General features: G+C 71.8%; 14 protein-coding genes. 8 read left to right on the top strand and 6 right to left on the bottom strand.

The features are described 5' to 3' along the window. Window positions 1-4 precede the first annotated feature (4 nt). The 3 genes from AOM02_RS09890 to AOM02_RS09880 all read left to right on the top strand — a co-directional run bounded on the left by AOM02_RS09890 (window position 5) and on the right by AOM02_RS09880 (window position 3,112). On the top strand, window positions 5-1,645 hold the full coding sequence (locus tag AOM02_RS09890) for an ABC transporter permease (protein WP_062298984.1): 1,641 nt from the start codon (window positions 5-7) through the stop codon (window positions 1,643-1,645). Next, window positions 1,642-2,292 carry an ABC transporter ATP-binding protein gene (locus AOM02_RS09885; RefSeq protein ID WP_062298983.1) on the top strand — a complete coding sequence of 217 codons (651 nt, stop codon included), beginning with the start codon at window positions 1,642-1,644 and terminating at the stop codon, window positions 2,290-2,292. The genes AOM02_RS09890 and AOM02_RS09885 overlap by 4 nt, the downstream gene beginning before the upstream one ends. 139 nt (window positions 2,293-2,431) lie before the next feature. Beyond that, window positions 2,432-3,112 (top strand): GNAT family N-acetyltransferase, encoded by a 681-nt coding sequence (locus AOM02_RS09880; protein ID WP_062298982.1) that lies wholly within the window; start codon window positions 2,432-2,434, stop codon window positions 3,110-3,112. Between the two features lie 22 nt (window positions 3,113-3,134). Here AOM02_RS09880 and AOM02_RS09875 read toward each other — a convergent pair whose 3' ends face one another. Further along, complete coding sequence (locus tag AOM02_RS09875) at window positions 3,135-3,605, bottom strand: rhodanese-like domain-containing protein (protein ID WP_062298981.1); 471 nt, start codon at window positions 3,603-3,605, stop codon at window positions 3,135-3,137. A 220-nt stretch (window positions 3,606-3,825) separates the two neighbouring features. Between AOM02_RS09875 and dnaK the strand changes: the two genes are divergently transcribed. From dnaK to AOM02_RS09855, 4 genes are all read left to right on the top strand, one after another. Continuing rightward, window positions 3,826-5,691, top strand: coding sequence for a molecular chaperone DnaK (gene dnaK, locus AOM02_RS09870; RefSeq protein WP_062298980.1), 1,866 nt, complete (start codon window positions 3,826-3,828; stop codon window positions 5,689-5,691). A gap of 85 nt (window positions 5,692-5,776) precedes the next feature. Then, on the top strand, window positions 5,777-6,358 hold the full coding sequence (gene grpE, locus AOM02_RS09865; protein WP_062298979.1) for a nucleotide exchange factor GrpE: 582 nt from the start codon (window positions 5,777-5,779) through the stop codon (window positions 6,356-6,358). Between the two features lie 13 nt (window positions 6,359-6,371). Further along, window positions 6,372-7,340 (top strand): DnaJ C-terminal domain-containing protein, encoded by a 969-nt coding sequence (locus tag AOM02_RS09860; protein ID WP_062298978.1) that lies wholly within the window; start codon window positions 6,372-6,374, stop codon window positions 7,338-7,340. 55 nt (window positions 7,341-7,395) lie between these two features. Next, window positions 7,396-7,809, top strand: a complete 414-nt coding sequence (locus tag AOM02_RS09855) for a heat shock protein transcriptional repressor HspR (RefSeq protein WP_062298977.1) — start codon at window positions 7,396-7,398, stop codon at window positions 7,807-7,809. A 25-nt stretch (window positions 7,810-7,834) separates the two neighbouring features. On the opposite strand, the gene AOM02_RS09850 is transcribed toward AOM02_RS09855, so the two are convergent. Next, window positions 7,835-8,446, bottom strand: coding sequence for a TetR/AcrR family transcriptional regulator (locus tag AOM02_RS09850; protein WP_062298976.1), 612 nt, complete (start codon window positions 8,444-8,446; stop codon window positions 7,835-7,837). 111 nt (window positions 8,447-8,557) lie between these two features. Beyond that, window positions 8,558-9,331 (bottom strand): hypothetical protein, encoded by a 774-nt coding sequence (locus AOM02_RS09845; RefSeq protein WP_156156169.1) that lies wholly within the window; start codon window positions 9,329-9,331, stop codon window positions 8,558-8,560. Between the two features lie 161 nt (window positions 9,332-9,492). On the opposite strand from AOM02_RS09845, the gene AOM02_RS09840 reads away from it, so the two are divergent. Further along, window positions 9,493-12,546: a sigma-70 family RNA polymerase sigma factor gene (locus tag AOM02_RS09840; RefSeq protein ID WP_062298974.1), complete on the top strand. Its 3,054-nt coding sequence runs from the start codon at window positions 9,493-9,495 to the stop codon at window positions 12,544-12,546. Window positions 12,547-12,571: 25 nt separating this feature from the next. On the opposite strand, the gene AOM02_RS09835 is transcribed toward AOM02_RS09840, so the two are convergent. The 3 genes from AOM02_RS09835 to AOM02_RS09825 all read right to left on the bottom strand — a co-directional run bounded on the left by AOM02_RS09835 (window position 12,572) and on the right by AOM02_RS09825 (window position 15,649). Beyond that, window positions 12,572-13,180 carry a DJ-1/PfpI family protein gene (locus AOM02_RS09835; RefSeq protein WP_062298973.1) on the bottom strand — a complete coding sequence of 203 codons (609 nt, stop codon included), beginning with the start codon at window positions 13,178-13,180 and terminating at the stop codon, window positions 12,572-12,574. Window positions 13,181-13,240: 60 nt separating this feature from the next. Further along, complete coding sequence (locus AOM02_RS09830) at window positions 13,241-14,491, bottom strand: multidrug effflux MFS transporter (protein WP_369344698.1); 1,251 nt, start codon at window positions 14,489-14,491, stop codon at window positions 13,241-13,243. Window positions 14,492-14,659: 168 nt separating this feature from the next. Then, window positions 14,660-15,649 carry a ribonucleotide-diphosphate reductase subunit beta gene (locus tag AOM02_RS09825; protein WP_062298972.1) on the bottom strand — a complete coding sequence of 330 codons (990 nt, stop codon included), beginning with the start codon at window positions 15,647-15,649 and terminating at the stop codon, window positions 14,660-14,662. Window positions 15,650-15,667 lie beyond the last annotated feature (18 nt).

The raw sequence follows: 15,667 nt of genomic DNA, 5'->3' as shown, positions 1-15,667 counted from the left end.
CCTCATGAAGCCCTGGCCCGCGAGCGCCCGCCTCTGGTGGGTGCTCGCGGGCGTGCCCGTCGCCTTCCTAGGGTTGTTCTTCCTGTGGCCCGCCGGCACGGTCATCGTGCGGGGGCTGCTCGGCGAGGACGGGCTGGGCGGTGGCGACCTCGCGGGCGCGCTCGAGGTGCTCACCCGCTCCCGCACGCTCGACGCGATCTCCACGACGGTCGGGCTGGCGGTGGCCGGCACCGCCGGCTCGCTGCTGCTGGGCCTGCCCGCGGCGTGGGCGCTGTCACGGTTCTCGTGGCGCGGCGCCCGGACGATGCGCGCCCTCGTGACCGTGCCGTTCGTGCTGCCGACGATCGTGGTCGCCGCCGCCTTCTCCGCGCTGTTCTCCCGCTCGGGGCTGCTCGGCTCGTGGGGCCTGGACCAGAGCGTGACGGCGATCGTGCTCGCGCTCGTGTTCTTCAACATCTCGGTGGTGGTGCGCATCGTGGGCGGCGCGTGGGAGTCGCTGTCGCCACGCATGGCCGATGCGGCCCGCACCCTCGGCGCATCGCCCGCGCGGGCCTTCGTGCGGGTGACCCTGCCGGCGCTGCGGCCGGCGATCGCGTCGGCTGCCGCGGTGGTCCTGCTGTTCTGCTCCACGTCGTTCGCGCTCGTGCTGATCCTGGGCGGATCGCGCGTGAGCACCGTCGAGACCGAGATCTACCTGCAGGTCAACCAGTTCCTCGACCTCCGCGCCGCCGCGGTGCTCGCGCTCGTGCAGGTCGTGTTCGTCGCGATCGCGCTGTGGGTCAGCGCGCGTGCCCGGGCGCCGCGTCCGCCGGCCGCGGTCGAGACGGCGCGGGCGCCGCGTCGGCGGGAGCGCTGGGGCATCGCGGCGGCGCTGACGCCGACGGTGCTGCTCCTGACTCTGCCGGGCCTCGCGCTCGTCGAGCGCTCGCTGCGCACCGTCGACGGCTACGGGCTCGACCACTACGCGGCGCTGCTTGGCGAGCCGCCCGCGCGCTCGACGCTGTCCGCCCCGCTCTGGCACGCCGCCGTGACCTCGCTGCTCACCGCGACCGTCGCGACCGCGATGGCCGCCGCGGTGGGCGTGGTGACGGCGCAGCTGGTCGCGCGCCGCTCGCGTCGCGCGTCCGTCCTCGAGTCGCTCGTCATGCTTCCGCTGGGCGTCTCCGCGGTGGTGGTGGGCCTCGGCGTGCTGCTCACCCTGAACCGGTCCGTGCTCGGGGTCGATCTGCGCGGATCGTGGTGGCTCGTGCCGATCGCGCAGGCGGTGGTGGCGCTGCCGCTCATGGTGCGCGCGCTGGTGCCGGCGGCGCGCGCGATCGACCCGCGCCTGCGCGCCGCCGCCGCGACGCTGGGCGCCTCGCCGTGGCGCGTGCTGTGGCGGGTCGACGCGCCGCTGCTGCGCTCCGCGACGGCGGCCTCGATCGCCTTCGCCTTCGCGATCTCCATGGGCGAGTTCGGCGCGACCGCGTTCGTCGCACGGCCCGACCGCCCCACCCTGCCGACCGCGATCGCGCGCCTGCTGTCGCGCCCGGGCATCGACAATGTGGGCATGGCCTTCGCCGCATCGGTCCTGCTCGCCGCGCTCACCGCGGCCATCATGCTCGCCTCGGAACGGCTGCGGACCACCGTGGGGGCCGAGATATGACCGGCCTTGCGGTGCGCGACCTGCACGTCACCTACCCCGGCACCCCGCCCGTCGAGGCGGTGCGCGGCGTCTCGCTCGACATCGCGCAGGGCGAGACGCTCGCGCTGCTCGGCCCGTCGGGGTGCGGCAAGTCCTCGCTGCTGTCGGCGGTGGTCGGCATCGTGGACGCGTCCGGCGGCAGCGTCGCCTGGGACGGCGAGGACTTCGCGCGCGTGCCGGTCCACCAGCGAGGCTTCGGGCTCGTGTTCCAGGACGGCCAGCTGTTCCCGCACCTCACGGTGGGCGCGAACATCGCGTTCGGGCTGGAGATGTCCGGCGTGGGGCGCGCCGCGCGGGCGGCGCGCGTCGACGAGCTGCTCGCCCTGGTCGGGCTGGAGGGCCTCCGCGACCGCGGCGTCACCGAGCTCAGCGGCGGGCAGCGCCAGCGCGTCGCGCTCGCCCGGTCCCTCGCCCCGCGGCCCCGGCTCCTCGCCCTCGACGAGCCGCTGTCCTCGCTCGACGCGGACCTCCGCTCGCGGCTGGCGGTCGAGGTGCGCGACATCCTGCGCGCCGAGGGGATGACCGGGCTGCTGGTCACGCACGACCCCGCCGAGGCCGAGGTCATGGCCGACCGCGTGATGCGGATGGCGGACGGACGGCTCGCCTGACACCCTCGACCGCGCTCCACACAAGATCTGCAACTCGCGGCGCGGTGGTCGGGCTTCGCCGCGCGAGTCGCATCGCGTGAGCGCTCCCACCGGGGCGCGTGTGTGGAGAGAGGTCTCGCGGGCTTGGGAGAATCGACCCATGTCCCCCCACGAGCTCGACCACCCGGTCCTCCACGCGCTGTCCGGCGCGCATCGTCCCCTCGCGATCCGTCGCGGCGAGGCCGCGCGCTACCGCCCGACCGTCGCCAAGTTCGCGGCGGTCCCTCCCGCCGATCGGGCCGAGGACTGGGCGGACCTCGCCGCGATCGCCGGCGAGGACGAGGTGGTGCTGTTCGGGCTCCCGCACGACGTCCCGGCCGGCTGGGACGAGGTCGAGCGCTTCGAGGCGGTGCAGATGACGGCGCCGGACGGCTTCGGGCGCCCGCATCCGGGGATCGAGCGGCTCAGCCTCGATGACGCGCCGGCCATGCTGGCGCTGGTGGCCGAGACGCAGCCGGGACCGTTCCTCGCCGAGACGCCGCTGCTGGGCGCGTACTACGGCGTCAAGGAGGACGGACGGCTCGTGGCGATGGCAGGCGAGCGGCTCACCACCGGCACGTGGACCGAGATCAGCGCGGTGTGCACCCTCGACTCGCACCGGGGGCGCGGGCTCGCGACGAGGCTGATGGAGGTCGTCGCGCACGGCATCCGCGAGGCGGGACGCCGACCGTTCCTCCACACCGGGATGAGCAACACGACGGCGCAGCGGCTCTACGCGCACCTCGGCTTCGAGCGGCGCGACACCGCGAACGCGGTCCAGATCGTGCAGGTGGCCCGCTAGCGGCTACGGGGTCCGGCGCGCCTCAGCAGTCGCAGGCGATGCGCGCGCCGGCGACGGGCCGGGGCGCGGTGAGCGGGTCCACCGGGTACGTGGCGTCGACCTCGGCCCCGTCCGCGCCGACCGCGTCGACGGGCATGCCCTCGCGCGCCCAGTACTCGAAGCCGCCGATCATCTCCTGCACCTCGTAGCCGAGCTCGGAGATGATGAGACCCGCGCGCGTGGCGCCGTTACAGCCGGGGCCCCAGCAGTAGACGACGAAGCGCGTGCCCGCGGCGAACTCCGCCGGGATGCGGGCGGGCATGTCCGGCTTGGGCAGGTGGATCGCGCCGCGCGCATGGCCCTGGTCCCACGCCTCGCGGTTGCGCGTGTCGATGAGCACGAAGCCCGGCTCCCCCGACTCGAGCGCGGCGTGCACGTCGGAGACGTCGGTCTCGAAGGCGAGGCGCGCGGCGAAGTGGGCACGGGCGGCGGCGAGGCGGTCGGCGTGGTCCATGCGGCGAGCGTAGGCACGATGCGCGGGGCCAGTCGAGACGCCGGCGGCACCTTTGCGCCGCCCCACCAGGACCGTTCCTGAGAAGTTGAGCAGAGTCCGCTCAACTTTTGCCCGGCCGGCTTGACACTGTCGAACCCCGGACATAAGTTGAGTGATGGTCGCTCAAGTCCTGAGCGAGTTGGATCACGCGGCATCGGCCGCGACAGGAGGAAGAACACACATGGCACGTGCAGTTGGCATCGACCTCGGCACCACCAACTCGGTGGTGTCCGTCCTCGAGGGTGGCGAGCCCACCGTCATCGCGAACGCCGAGGGCGCCCGCACCACCCCGTCGGTGGTCGCGTTCTCGAAGACCGGCGAGGTCCTCGTCGGCGAGATCGCCAAGCGCCAGGCGGTCACCAACGTCGATCGCACCATCGCCTCGGTCAAGCGCCACATGGGCACCGAGTGGTCGAAGGAGATCGACGACAAGAAGTACACGCCGCAGGAGATCTCGGCCCGCATCCTGGGCAAGCTCAAGCGCGACGCCGAGGAGTACCTCGGCGAGAAGGTGACCGACGCCGTCGTCACCGTCCCCGCGTACTTCAACGACCACGAGCGCCAGGCCACCAAGGAGGCCGGCGAGATCGCGGGCCTCAACGTGCTGCGCATCGTCAACGAGCCCACCGCCGCGGCCCTCGCGTACGGCCTCGACAAGGGCAAGGAGGACGAGCACATCCTCGTCTTCGACCTCGGTGGCGGCACCTTCGACGTGTCCCTCCTCGAGGTGGGCAAGGACGAGGACGACTTCTCGACCATCCAGGTGAAGGCGACCGCCGGCGACAACCGCCTCGGCGGCGACGACTGGGACCAGCGCATCGTCGACCACCTCGTCAAGGAGGTCAAGAACACCGAGGGCGTGGACCTGTCCAAGGACCGCTCCGCCCTCCAGCGCCTCCGCGAGGCCGCCGAGCAGGCGAAGAAGGAGCTGAGCTCCGCGCAGCAGACCACCATCTCGCTGCAGTACCTGAGCATCGGCGAGAACGGCCCCGTGCACCTCGACACCAAGCTCACCCGCGCGCAGTTCCAGCAGATGACCTCGGACCTGCTCGACCGCACCAAGGCTCCGTTCCACCAGGTGATCAAGGACGCCGGCATCAAGCTGTCCGACATCGACCACGTGCTGCTCGTCGGCGGCTCGACCCGCATGCCGGCCGTGGCCGACGTGGTGCGCGAGCTCACCGGCGGCAAGGAGCCCAACAAGGGCGTCAACCCGGACGAGGTCGTCGCCGTGGGCGCCGCGCTGCAGGCCGGCGTGATCAAGGGCGAGCGCAAGGACGTCCTCCTCATCGACGTCACGCCGCTGAGCCTGGGCATCGAGACCAAGGGCGGCGTCATGACCACCCTGATCGAGCGCAACACCGCGATCCCGACCAAGTCGTCGGAGGTCTTCTCGACCGCCGAGGACAACCAGCCCTCCGTGCTGATCCAGGTCTACCAGGGCGAGCGCCAGTTCGCCCGCGACAACAAGATGCTCGGCACCTTCGAGCTGGGCGGCATCGCGCCGGCCCCGCGCGGCGTGCCGCAGATCGAGGTCACCTTCGACATCGACGCGAACGGCATCGTCCACGTCCACGCCAAGGACCGCGGCACCGGCAAGGAGCAGTCGATCACCGTGTCCGGCGGCTCGGCCCTCTCCAAGGAGGACATCGACCGCATGGTCAAGGACGCCGAGGAGCACGCGGAGGAGGACAAGAAGCGTCGCGAGGAGGCGGAGACCCGCAACAACGCGGAGACCTTCGCGTACTCGACCGAGAAGATCCTCTCCGAGAACGAGGACAAGGTCCCGGCCGAGGTCGCCGAGGACGTCAAGTCGGCGATCGCGGACGTCAAGACCGCGCTCGAGGGCGACGACGTCGAGGCCATCAAGGCGAAGCACGAGACGCTCGTCGAGAAGGCCCAGAAGATCGGCGAGGCCGTCTACGCGGCCCAGCAGGCCGAGGGCGTCAACGTCGACGAGGACTCCGCGGCGCAGACCGCCGGCGGCGCCCCGCAGGACGACGACGTGGTCGACGCCGAGATCGTCGACGACGAGGACAACAAGTAACGAGGCACGAGGGCGGGCGCGCGGCGCAGGGGTCATCCGACACCGCGTCGCCGCCCGCCGTCGCCGCTTCCCGGAAGGCAGCCCCATGACCGAGAACCAGAACGGCACCCCCGAGCCGCAGGACGATGCGGAGGCCCAGGCCGCGCGCATCGTGAACGAGGCCGCAGCGAGCTTCCTCGACGAGGACCACGACGGCGTCGACGACCTCACCGCCGACGAGGAGGGCGCGGACGACGCGCTCAACGCCGCCTACTCGAAGGCGGCGGAGCACCTCGCCGACCTGCAGCGCCTCCAGGCCGAGTACGTCAACTACCGCAAGCGCGTCGACCGCGACCGCGAGCTCATCGGCACCAACGCCACCGCGAAGGCGATCGAGGCACTCATCCCGGCCCTCGACGACATCGCCGCCGCGCGCGAGCACGGCGACCTCGCGGACGGCCCGTTCGCGGCGATCGCGGCGAAGCTCGAGGCCGCCCTGGCGGGCCTCGGCTGGTCCTCCTACGCCGCCGCGGGCGACGTGTTCGACCCGCAGCTCCACGAGGCCCTGATGTCGCAGCCCAGCGGCGAGGTGTCCGAGCCGACCGTCCAGCACGTCGCGCAGCCCGGCCACAAGGTCGGCGAGCGCGTCCTGCGTCCCGCGCGCGTCATCGTCGCGCAGCCCGAGTAGGAAGGGAGGCGCCGTGGCGAGCCAGGACTGGTTCAACAAGGACTTCTACGCGACGCTCGGCGTCTCCAAGGACGCGAGCGCCGACGAGGTGAAGAAGGCGTACCGCAAGCTCGCGCGCGACCTGCACCCGGACCGCAACCCGGGCGACAAGTCCGCGGAGCAGCGGTTCAAGGATGTGGGCGAGGCGTACGCGGTCCTCTCGAACGAGAACGACCGCCAGCAGTACGACCAGATCCGCGCCATGGGCGGCGGCGCCCGCTTCCAGGCCGGCGGCCCCGGCGGCGGCGGCAACTTCGAGGACATGTTCGGCGGGATGTTCGGCGGCGGCATGCCGGGCGGCGGCGGCAACGTCCGCTTCCAGACCGGCGGCGGTGGCGGTTTCGAGGACATCCTCGGCGGCCTCTTCGGAGGCGGCGGCTACCAGCGCGGCCCGCAGAAGGGCGGCGACCTCGCCGCCGCCGTCGAGGTGTCGTTCCGTCAGGCCGCCGAGGGCTCGACCGTGACCCTCGGCACCGACGGCGGGCGCATCTCGACGCGCCTGCCCGTCGGGGTCAAGGACGGCCAGCGGATCCGGGTGCCCGGCAAGGGCCGCCCCGGATCCAACGGCGGGCCAGCGGGCGACCTGCTGCTCACGGTCCACGTGCAGAAGCACCCGGTCTTCACCACCGACGGCCTCAACCTGCGCGCCACCCTGCCCGTCCGGTTCGACGAGGCGGCGCTGGGCGCCCAGGTCGCGGTGCCGACCCTCGCGGGCGACACGGTGAAGGTCAAGGTGCCGCCGGGCACGCAGTCGGGCACGACGCTGCGCGTCAAGGGACGCGGCCTCACCTCGAAGAAGGGCACCGGCGACCTGCTGGTGACCGTCGAGGTCGCCGTGCCGCACAAGCTGTCGCGCGACGCGAAGAAGGCGGTCGAGGCGCTCGCCGAGGCGCTCGGCGGCGACGACCCCCGTGCGCACCTCTACAAGGACGCCGCGCGGTAGGTCGCGCACCAGGGACGATGCTCGCCCGCTAGCGTGGGCGCGAAGGAGGTGGACCATGGAGCAGCCCGACGTCGACGAGCCTGTCTTCCTCATCTCCGCCGCCGCGGAGCTGGCGGGCATGCACGCCCAGACCCTGCGCCAGTACGACCGGCTCGGGCTCGTGGTGCCGCGCCGCCGTCCCGGCGGCGGTCGTCGCTACTCCCTGCGGGACGTCGCGACGCTGCGCGAGATCCAGCGCATGAGCCAGGAGGAGGGCATCAACCTCGCCGGCATCAAGCGCATCCTGCACCTCTCCCGCGAGGTCCAGCGCCTCGAGCGCGAGGTCGAGCGGATGCGCCCGCGCGCGGACGTCGGCTCGCGGATCTTCACCACCGGGCCCACCGGCAACGTGGTCATCGTCGAGCGCGGGCGCCGCGCGCGCCGCGACGAGGGCCGCGCGGTGGTGCTGTGGACCGGGACGCACGACTGACGCGTCCCGCGGGAGCGGGTCGCCGCTAGGGCGCGACGGACACCGCGGAGCGCTCGATCTCCGCGTCGATCGCGAGCGACAGGTCGGCGGGCTCCATCGCCGGGTGCGCGTCGTTGGCGTACGCGTGGCTCATGAGCTCGACGGCGACGTGGCCGTGCACCCACGCCCACAGGCGCAGGGTGGCGTCATGCGAGTCCGCCGGGTCCGCGTCGGCGCTGTCGAGCGCCGCGGCCACCCGGGCGCGGTGCGCGAAGAACGTCTCCCACGTGCGCTCGCGCGTGCGCTCGGAGGGCTCGTAGCCCGCGATGGCGGGCGAGAACATCGTCTGGAACTGCGCGGGTGCCTCGACGGCGAACGCGCGGTAGGCCTCCGCGGTGGCGATCAGGCCGCCGCGTCCCACACCGGCGACCTCCCACGCGTCGGCGAGCACCCGGTCCAGCTCCTCGAAGCCCTGCTCGACGACCGCGTCGATGAGCCCGGACTTGCCGTTGAAGTGCGTGTAGACGCCCATCGTCGAGCAGCCGGCGGCCTTCGCGACCGCGCGCACCGTCAGCCCGCTCGCGCCCTGCTCGGAGATGAGGGTGAGAGCGCTCTCAAGGAGTCGGCTGCGCAGGTCGGGGGTGGGGTCGTCAAGCATGGGTTAATGATAAGTGAAGTGCGTACATTGATGGGTACGCGAAGGACCCGTCCGGGGATGCTACGAGGGGCCGGCACCGCCCTCAGCTCGGTACCGGCCCCTCGTCCCCCCTCAGCGGTGGAGCGACTCCACCAGCTCGACCGCGTAGTCGTGGAGGTCCGGAAGGGACTCGATCCACACGCGCGGTGGCTGCCGCATGAGGTTGCCGACGCGCATCTGGCCCGCGCGTCGGGAGATGTGGTCGCGGAGCTGCGCGATGTCGCGGCCCATGTCGGGGCCGCGGTCGACGAGCACCGCGTAGAGGCCGTCGGCGAGGCGCGCCATCGGGCGTCCCTTGCCGTAGGCGTCACGGAGCGACTGGCCGATGGCCGCATTGCGCGCCATCCGCTGCCACGGGTCGGTGTCGGCGGCGGCGACGTCGACGAGCACGAGCGCGTAGCTCTCGCTGACCGTCGTACCGTCGCGCTCGGCCGCGCCGTAGAGCTCGCCCAGGCGAGCTACCAGGTAGTCGTTGCTTCCGAGGCCCGACTCCGGGTCGTTCATCGCGGGCTCGACGCGCGTCGCGGCGTCGCCCGCGGTCCAGCCCTCGCACAGCGCGCGGATGGAGCGGATCGGCGCGGACTCGTAGCCGGCGGCACGGAACAGGACGGCCATGTCGTCGATCGCCTCGGTGATCCCGACACCGACCAGCGCGCGTGCCTCCCCCAAGCGGTACGCGGCTGGTGCGGTGTCGAGACGGGCTTCCAGCGCCTCGGCGAGAGCCTCGGCTGCAGGGGTGAACCAGTCGCCGGGACGGCGCCACACCGTCCCGATGCTCGCGGCCTCCCAACGGCGCAGCAGCGGCATGGCGGGAGCTGCACCCGGGACGTTCACCTCGCTGGTCATGCCCCATGAGAGGGGGCTGTGACGCGGTGATGACGCGACTTTCGAAGTTTTTTTCGGAAAGGGCGCGACGCGAAGTGTGACAAACCCCTCAACCTCCTTGCCCACCCCTACTGCACCAGCAAGAATGCGGATACCGGTCCGGCTACAGGAGTGAGCACGGAATGTCGCAGGAGGCCCTGTCGCTCTGGACGGAGACGTCCAGCGACCCAGAGCTGATCGCCGGGGTACGCGCAGGCGACCCGGCGGCCTTCGGCGTGCTCTACGAGCGTCACGCGGACGCGGCCCGCAAGGTGGCGTCGCAGTACACCAACAGCGCGGCCGACGCCGAGGACGTGGTCTCCGAGGCGTTCTCGCGCATCCTGCGCGCGCTCCAGCAGGGCGATGGCCCGGACCTCGCGTTCCGCGCCTACCTCTTCACGATCGTGCGCCGCACGGGCCTCGACGTCATCGAGAAGGCGAACCGAGCGCGGCCGCGCGACGACATGTCGACCTACGAGTCCGCGATCGGCTACCAGGCCGGCTCGGACGAGCCCGCGCTCGACACGTTCGAGCAGTCGATGGTCGCGGACGCCTTCCGCTCGCTCCCCGAGCGCTGGCGCGCGGTCCTCTGGTACACCGAGATCGAGAAGAAGAGCCCCAAGGAGATCGCCCCGCTGCTCGGGCTCTCCGCCAACGGCGTCGCGGCGCTCGCCTACCGGGCCCGCGAGGCGCTGCGCCAGGCCTACCTGCAGCAGCACCTCGGCGCCGCCGACACCGTCAACTGCCTCGAGGCGAACGCGCAGCTCGGCGCCTACGTGCGCGGCGGGCTGAGCAAGCGCGAGCACACCCGCGTCGACGAGCACGTCCGCTCCTGCAAGAAGTGCGCGGCGCTCGTCGCCGAGCTCGAGGACGTCAACCGCGGCCTCCGCGCCGTGGTCGCGCCGCTGTTCCTGGGCCTGCTCGGCGTCAAGGCGCTCGAGGGCGGCCTCCCCGTGGGCGGCGTGTTCGGCGAGGGCGCCGCGGTGGCCTCGTCCTCCTCCGCCGCGGGCGGCACCGCCGCCGGTGGCGCGGCGGCCGGCGGCAGCACCGGGGTGTCCGGCAGCATCGCCGTGATCGCGAACGGCCTGGCCGCCGTCGCCCTGCCCGCGGCGGCGACGCTCGGCGTCGTGTCCCTGGTGATGACCGGCGCGAGCGTCCTCGGCATCATCGGCGAGGCCGGCCCGGCCGACGCCGACGCGCAGGCGCCCGGCGTCGAGACCCCCGTGGACGGGGACGATGCGGCGGTCGGCGGCTCGTCGGCGTCGCCGAGCCCCTCGGACGAGTCGACCGACGACTCCACGGACGACGTGTCAAAGACGCCCACCGACGACGCGACGGTCACGCCCGACGACGTTGCCGACGACGCCGGCGACACCCCCTTCGAAGCACAGCAGCTGCCGGTGAACGACCCGTCCGTGGACAACACCCAGGACCCGTCGACCAGCAACCCTCCGAGTGGCGGGATCGACGACCCCACGAAGAACCCCGGCGGCAACAACCCCGAGGATCCCGACGACACCGTCAACCCCCCGGGTGGCGGTGGTGACGACGAGGGTGAGGGTGGCGACGACAACGAGGACCCCGGTGACGGTTCCGGCGGCGGCACCGGTGGTGGTTCCGGCGGCGACGGCGGCGGCACCGGTGGTGGTTCCGGCGGCGACGGCGGCGGCACCGGTGGTGGTTCCGGCGGCGACGGCGGCGGCACCGGTGGTGGTTCCGGCGGTGACGGTGGCGACGGCGGTGACGGCGGTGACGGCGGTGATGGCGGCGATGGCGGCACCGGCACGCCCCAGACCGCGCTGTCGATCGGCATGTCGCCCCTGAGCTTCCTCACGATCAACCGCACCTCCCCGTCGATCTCGATGGACCTCAGCAACGCGGGCGTGGACGACGCCGCGGACGTGACCGCGAGCATCGTGCTCCCCGACGGCCTGACCTTCGCTCCCCCGGTGGCCGGCGGCGGCGCGACCGCGCTGCTCGGCCCGGACGCGATCAGCAGCTACCTCGCCTTCGCCGCGGAGCAGATCGTCACGGTCGGCGATTGGACCTGCGAGGTGTCCGAGGACCGCTCGGAGGCAGACTGCACGCTGGACACGCTCGGCTCGGGAAGCGACACCTCGATCGACCTCGACCTCGGCGCCATCGCCGCGACCGCCGACCTCGGCGACGACGCATGGACCGAGTTCACCGCATCGTCCGGCGACGACGCGGTGACCTACCGCGTCCGCACCGGCCTGTCCGACATCAAGGCGGCGCTCGACGACCGCGCCACCGCCCACGGCAACGTCGCGGCGTCCGTCGTCGGTGCGCCGCTGCTCGGCTGCGACCTCGCGGTCCGCGACTGCCAGCAGGTCATGGACTTCCGTGGCTCTGACGCGAACGGCCGCTACAACAACGACTCTCAGACCATGCGGCCGCTCAACCTCGCCAAGGGCGAGACGAGCTCGTCGACGACCGTCATCGGCACCGACCAGCTGCCCGAGGGCGCGACGGTCCTCTCCGCGACGCTCACGTGGTCGGCCAACCGCGGAATCTTCGACACCTGGTCCGGCGACCTCGACACCGCGCGCCTGAGCGTCCCCGGCGGCGACTACGCCGAGGTCGGGGCCGACAAGGTCGCGACCAGCTGGGACGGCGGCGACCTCTACTACCAGGCGACCGCGGACATCACCGAGCAGGTCGCCGCAGGCGGCAACGGCACGTACGCGCTCGCCGACATCGCGCTCCCCGAGGACTTCCGCGCGGTCTTCCCCAACTACTACGCGGGCTTCGCGATCACCGTGGTCTACGAGGACGAGGACCTGCCCGAAGCGACGGTCGTGGTGCTCGACGGCACGCAGTGGATGTTCGGCTCGACTGTCGAGATCCCGTTCCTCACCCTCAACCCGGCGGCGATCGACGTCGCCATGGTGGCCTTCGAGGGCGACCGCGGCAAGCACGACACCCGCCTGTCGATCGACGACGACACCCTCAACCCGTGGGGCTGGTCGGGCAAGGGCGCGATCGGCGCGAACCCGGGCAACGCGGCGGACTCGACCGCGTTCGGGTCGCCGTTCGCGAACTCGCTCGGCGTCGACGCGAAGCCGTTCAAGACGCGCGACGTGAAGGCCGGCGTCCACCGCCTCAAGGTGTACAGCGGCTACAGCGACGCGTTCCTGCTGAGCTCGCTCGTCGTCACCATCACGCCCGAGGGCTGATCCGCGCCGCGCAGGCGCGCGGCGGTCAGCGTGCGGGGTCCGGGCTCCAGTCCATGTCGAGCTGGCGCGCGGTGCGCAGCGCGAGATCGACCGACGTGATCCGCGCGACCAGGTGCAGCGCGAGGTGCATGCCCGAGGTGAGGCCGCCGCTGGTGAGCACCGCGCCGGCGTCGACCCAGCGCACCCCGCCCACGGCCTCGATGCCGTCGGCGCACGCGGCCAGGTCCGACAGGTCCTCCCAGTGCGTGGTGGCCGGAGCGCCGTCCAGCAGCCCGGCGCGCGCCAGCAGGAACGAGCCCGTGCACACCGAGGCCGTCATCCCCGCGCCGCGCGCGAGCCGCTCGATCGTCTCGATGAGCATCCCGTCCCCGACGGCGCAGGCGACGTCGATCGTGCCCGGCACGATCAGCACGTCGCACGCACCGATGAGGTCGCTGGCCTCGAGGCGGGTAAGCGTCATGCCGCCGAACGCGGTCACGTCGCCGCCACCCGGGGTCGCGAGCACGACCTCGAACTCGGGGGCGAGGCCGTCGCGCTGGAGCAGCCGCGAGGCCGTGAGAAGCACCTCGTAGGGTCCACCGGCGTCGATGAGGTCGAAGCCGTCGTACAGCAGGATCAGCGCGCGGGTGGCCATGGCCTCACGCTAGACCTCGCGCGGCGGAATCCACCGCGACGGGGCCGTGGCCTGCCGGCGTCAGACGATGACCGTGGACTGGATGCGGGGACGGACCACGATCCAGAAGATCGCGTTCGCGACCACGAGGCAGCCGACCATGACCGCGGCCATCGACATGACGGACACGCCCATCGCGCCGACGAGCGGCGACACGATGCCCGCGATGCCGAAGTTGAGCGCGCCGAGCATCGAGGCCGCCGTGCCCGCCTCGGCGCCGTGGTTGCCGAGCGCCGTGATCTGGACCGCGGGGCCGATGATGCCGATCGAGCCGACCACGAAGAACAGCGGCACCAGCACGCCGATGAGGCCGAGGTCCATGAGGTCGCCGGCGATGATGAGGATCGCGCCGGTGAGCATGATGATGAGGCCGCCGGTCGCGACGGCGCGAGGCGCCAGCACGCGCATGAGGCGTGCGGAGGCCTGGTTCGCGATCACGAGGCCGATCGAGTTCATCGCGAAGACGATGCCGTACTCCTGCGGGCTCAGGCCGAAGACGTCCTGCAGGACGAACGACGAGGCCGAGAGGTACGAGAACAGCGCCGCGAAGGTGAGCGCGCCGACGAGCGAGATGCCGACGAACGCGGCGTCGCCCAGCAGGTGCGCGTAGCGGGCGCGCGTCGCGCTGAGGGAGGCGCCGCCGCGACGCTCGACCGGCATCGTCTCCTTGATGACGCCGCCGACGACCAGCACCACCGCGGTGCCGTAGAGCGCGAGCACGACGAACAGGCCGCGCCAGTCCATGAGGTTGAGCAGCTGCGAGCCGATCACCGGGGCCGCCACGGGGGCGAGGCCGACCACGAGCGCCATGCGCGCGAGCATCCGGATGAGCGCCTGGCCGGCGAAAAGGTCGCGCACCATGGCCATGGCGACCACGCCGCCGCCCGCGGCGCCGATGCCCTGGAGCACGCGGCCCGCCATGACCCACTCGACGGTGGGCGCGAACACGACGAACGCGGACGCGAGGATGTGCACGATGGTCGCGAGGATGAGCGGCTTCTTGCGGCCGAAGGCGTCGCTCAGCGGGCCCACGACGAGCTGGCCGAGCGCGAAGCCGACGGTGGTCGCCGTGAGGGTGAGCTGGATCGCCGCGTCCGAGGCCGCGAGGTCGGCCGCCACCGTCGGGAAGGCCGGCAGGTACATGTCGATCGTGAACGGGCCGAGCGCGATGAGCGCGCCGAGCACGACGACGTACAGCAGCTTCTGGCTGCGCGGCATCGCGAGCCCGGGGCTCGGGGCGGCGACGGGCGCGGTGGTGACGGTGGCGCTCACGGATGACCTTCGTTCTGCGTGTGGGCGCGCTTGGGGCGGCGCGAGGAGGGGGTGGGGCGGTGCGCACACGACGAGACGCCCGGTGCTGAGCGATCGCTCAGCGCCGGGCGTCTCGTCTATGTGAGTGCAGTCAGTCTAACTGCTGCATGACACGTGTCTAGCGCGTTCTCACTGCTTCTTGGTGGCCTGCGCGTTGACCTCGTACGAGGTGTTGGTGGCCTCGAAGAAGTTCACCAGCTGGAGGGTGTCGTTGGCCGTCGCCATCCACTTGGCGGGGTTCGACACGTTGTAGTGCGCGTCGAAGCCGAGCTCCTCGAGCCGCCGGTCGGCGAGGTACTTCACGTACTGGTTCACGTAGTCGGCGTTGAGGCCGAGGATGCCCTTGGGCAGGAGGTCGCGGTTGTACTGCTCCTCCATCTCGACGGCGCCGAGGATCATCTGGCGGATCTCCTCCGCGAACTCGGGGTCCTGCAGGTCCTCGTTCTCCTCGAGCACGGTGAGGATGAGGTTGATGCCGAACTGGAGGTGGAGCGACTCGTCGCGGATGATCCAGTCCATGAGGGAGCCGAAGTTGCGCAGCAGGTTCCGCTGGCGGAACGACAGCGCGACCATGAAGCCCGAGTAGAACCAGATGCCCTCGAGGATGATGTTGTAGGCGACGAGGTTCCGGATGAAGTCCTTCTTGCCCTCGGTCGTCGTGATGTCGAGGGTCTCCTCCGTCATGCGACGGATGAACTTGACCTCGAACTCCTCCTTGGCGGCCATCGACGGCACGGTGACGTGCGACTCGTAGGCGGCGTCGCGGTCGATCGGGAACGTCTCGAGGACGTACTCGAACGACATGCAGTGGTTCGCCTCCTCCCACATCTGCTTCGCCAGGTAGAGGTGGCCCTCCGGGGCGTTGATGTAGGGGTAGACGCCGAACGCGAGCGCCTTGTTGACCAGCAGCTCGTTGGGGTTGAAGTACGACATCAGGTACGTGATGGCGTGCTTCTCCTCGTCGGTCATCTTCTTGAAGTCCGCGAGGTCCTCGCCGAGCTGGATCTCGTTGGGGAACCACGTGTTGGCGACGGCCTGGTTGTACAGGTCGTAGGCCCAGGGGTAGGTGATCGGCTTGAGCAGGAGGCCGTCCTGCACACCGCTGCCGAGGATGCCCATCGTTCTCACATCTCCTGT

Source organism: Demequina maris (genome assembly GCF_000971155.1).
Classification (GTDB): Bacteria; Actinomycetota; Actinomycetes; order Actinomycetales; family Demequinaceae; genus Demequina; species Demequina maris.
The sequence above is the reverse complement of the archived record's forward strand: the minus strand, read 5'-3'. Positions and strand labels throughout refer to the sequence as shown.

Bases quoted from the DNA above. Each gene is read 5' to 3' on its own strand.
- AOM02_RS09890 (WP_062298984.1), top strand. From the start codon at position 5: ATGAAGCCCTGGCCCGCGAGCGCCCGCCTCTGGTGGGTGCTCGCGGGC.
- AOM02_RS09885 (WP_062298983.1), top strand. From the start codon at position 1,642: ATGACCGGCCTTGCGGTGCGCGACCTGCACGTCACCTACCCCGGCACC.
- AOM02_RS09880 (WP_062298982.1), top strand. From the start codon at position 2,432: ATGTCCCCCCACGAGCTCGACCACCCGGTCCTCCACGCGCTGTCCGGC.
- AOM02_RS09875 (WP_062298981.1), bottom strand. From the start codon at position 3,605: ATGGACCACGCCGACCGCCTCGCCGCCGCCCGTGCCCACTTCGCCGCG.
- dnaK (WP_062298980.1), top strand. From the start codon at position 3,826: ATGGCACGTGCAGTTGGCATCGACCTCGGCACCACCAACTCGGTGGTG.
- grpE (WP_062298979.1), top strand. From the start codon at position 5,777: ATGACCGAGAACCAGAACGGCACCCCCGAGCCGCAGGACGATGCGGAG.
- AOM02_RS09855 (WP_062298977.1), top strand. From the start codon at position 7,396: ATGGAGCAGCCCGACGTCGACGAGCCTGTCTTCCTCATCTCCGCCGCC.
- AOM02_RS09850 (WP_062298976.1), bottom strand. From the start codon at position 8,446: ATGCTTGACGACCCCACCCCCGACCTGCGCAGCCGACTCCTTGAGAGC.
- AOM02_RS09845 (WP_156156169.1), bottom strand. From the start codon at position 9,331: ATGACCAGCGAGGTGAACGTCCCGGGTGCAGCTCCCGCCATGCCGCTG.
- AOM02_RS09840 (WP_062298974.1), top strand. From the start codon at position 9,493: ATGTCGCAGGAGGCCCTGTCGCTCTGGACGGAGACGTCCAGCGACCCA.
- AOM02_RS09835 (WP_062298973.1), bottom strand. From the start codon at position 13,180: ATGGCCACCCGCGCGCTGATCCTGCTGTACGACGGCTTCGACCTCATC.
- AOM02_RS09825 (WP_062298972.1), bottom strand. From the start codon at position 15,649: ATGGGCATCCTCGGCAGCGGTGTGCAGGACGGCCTCCTGCTCAAGCCG.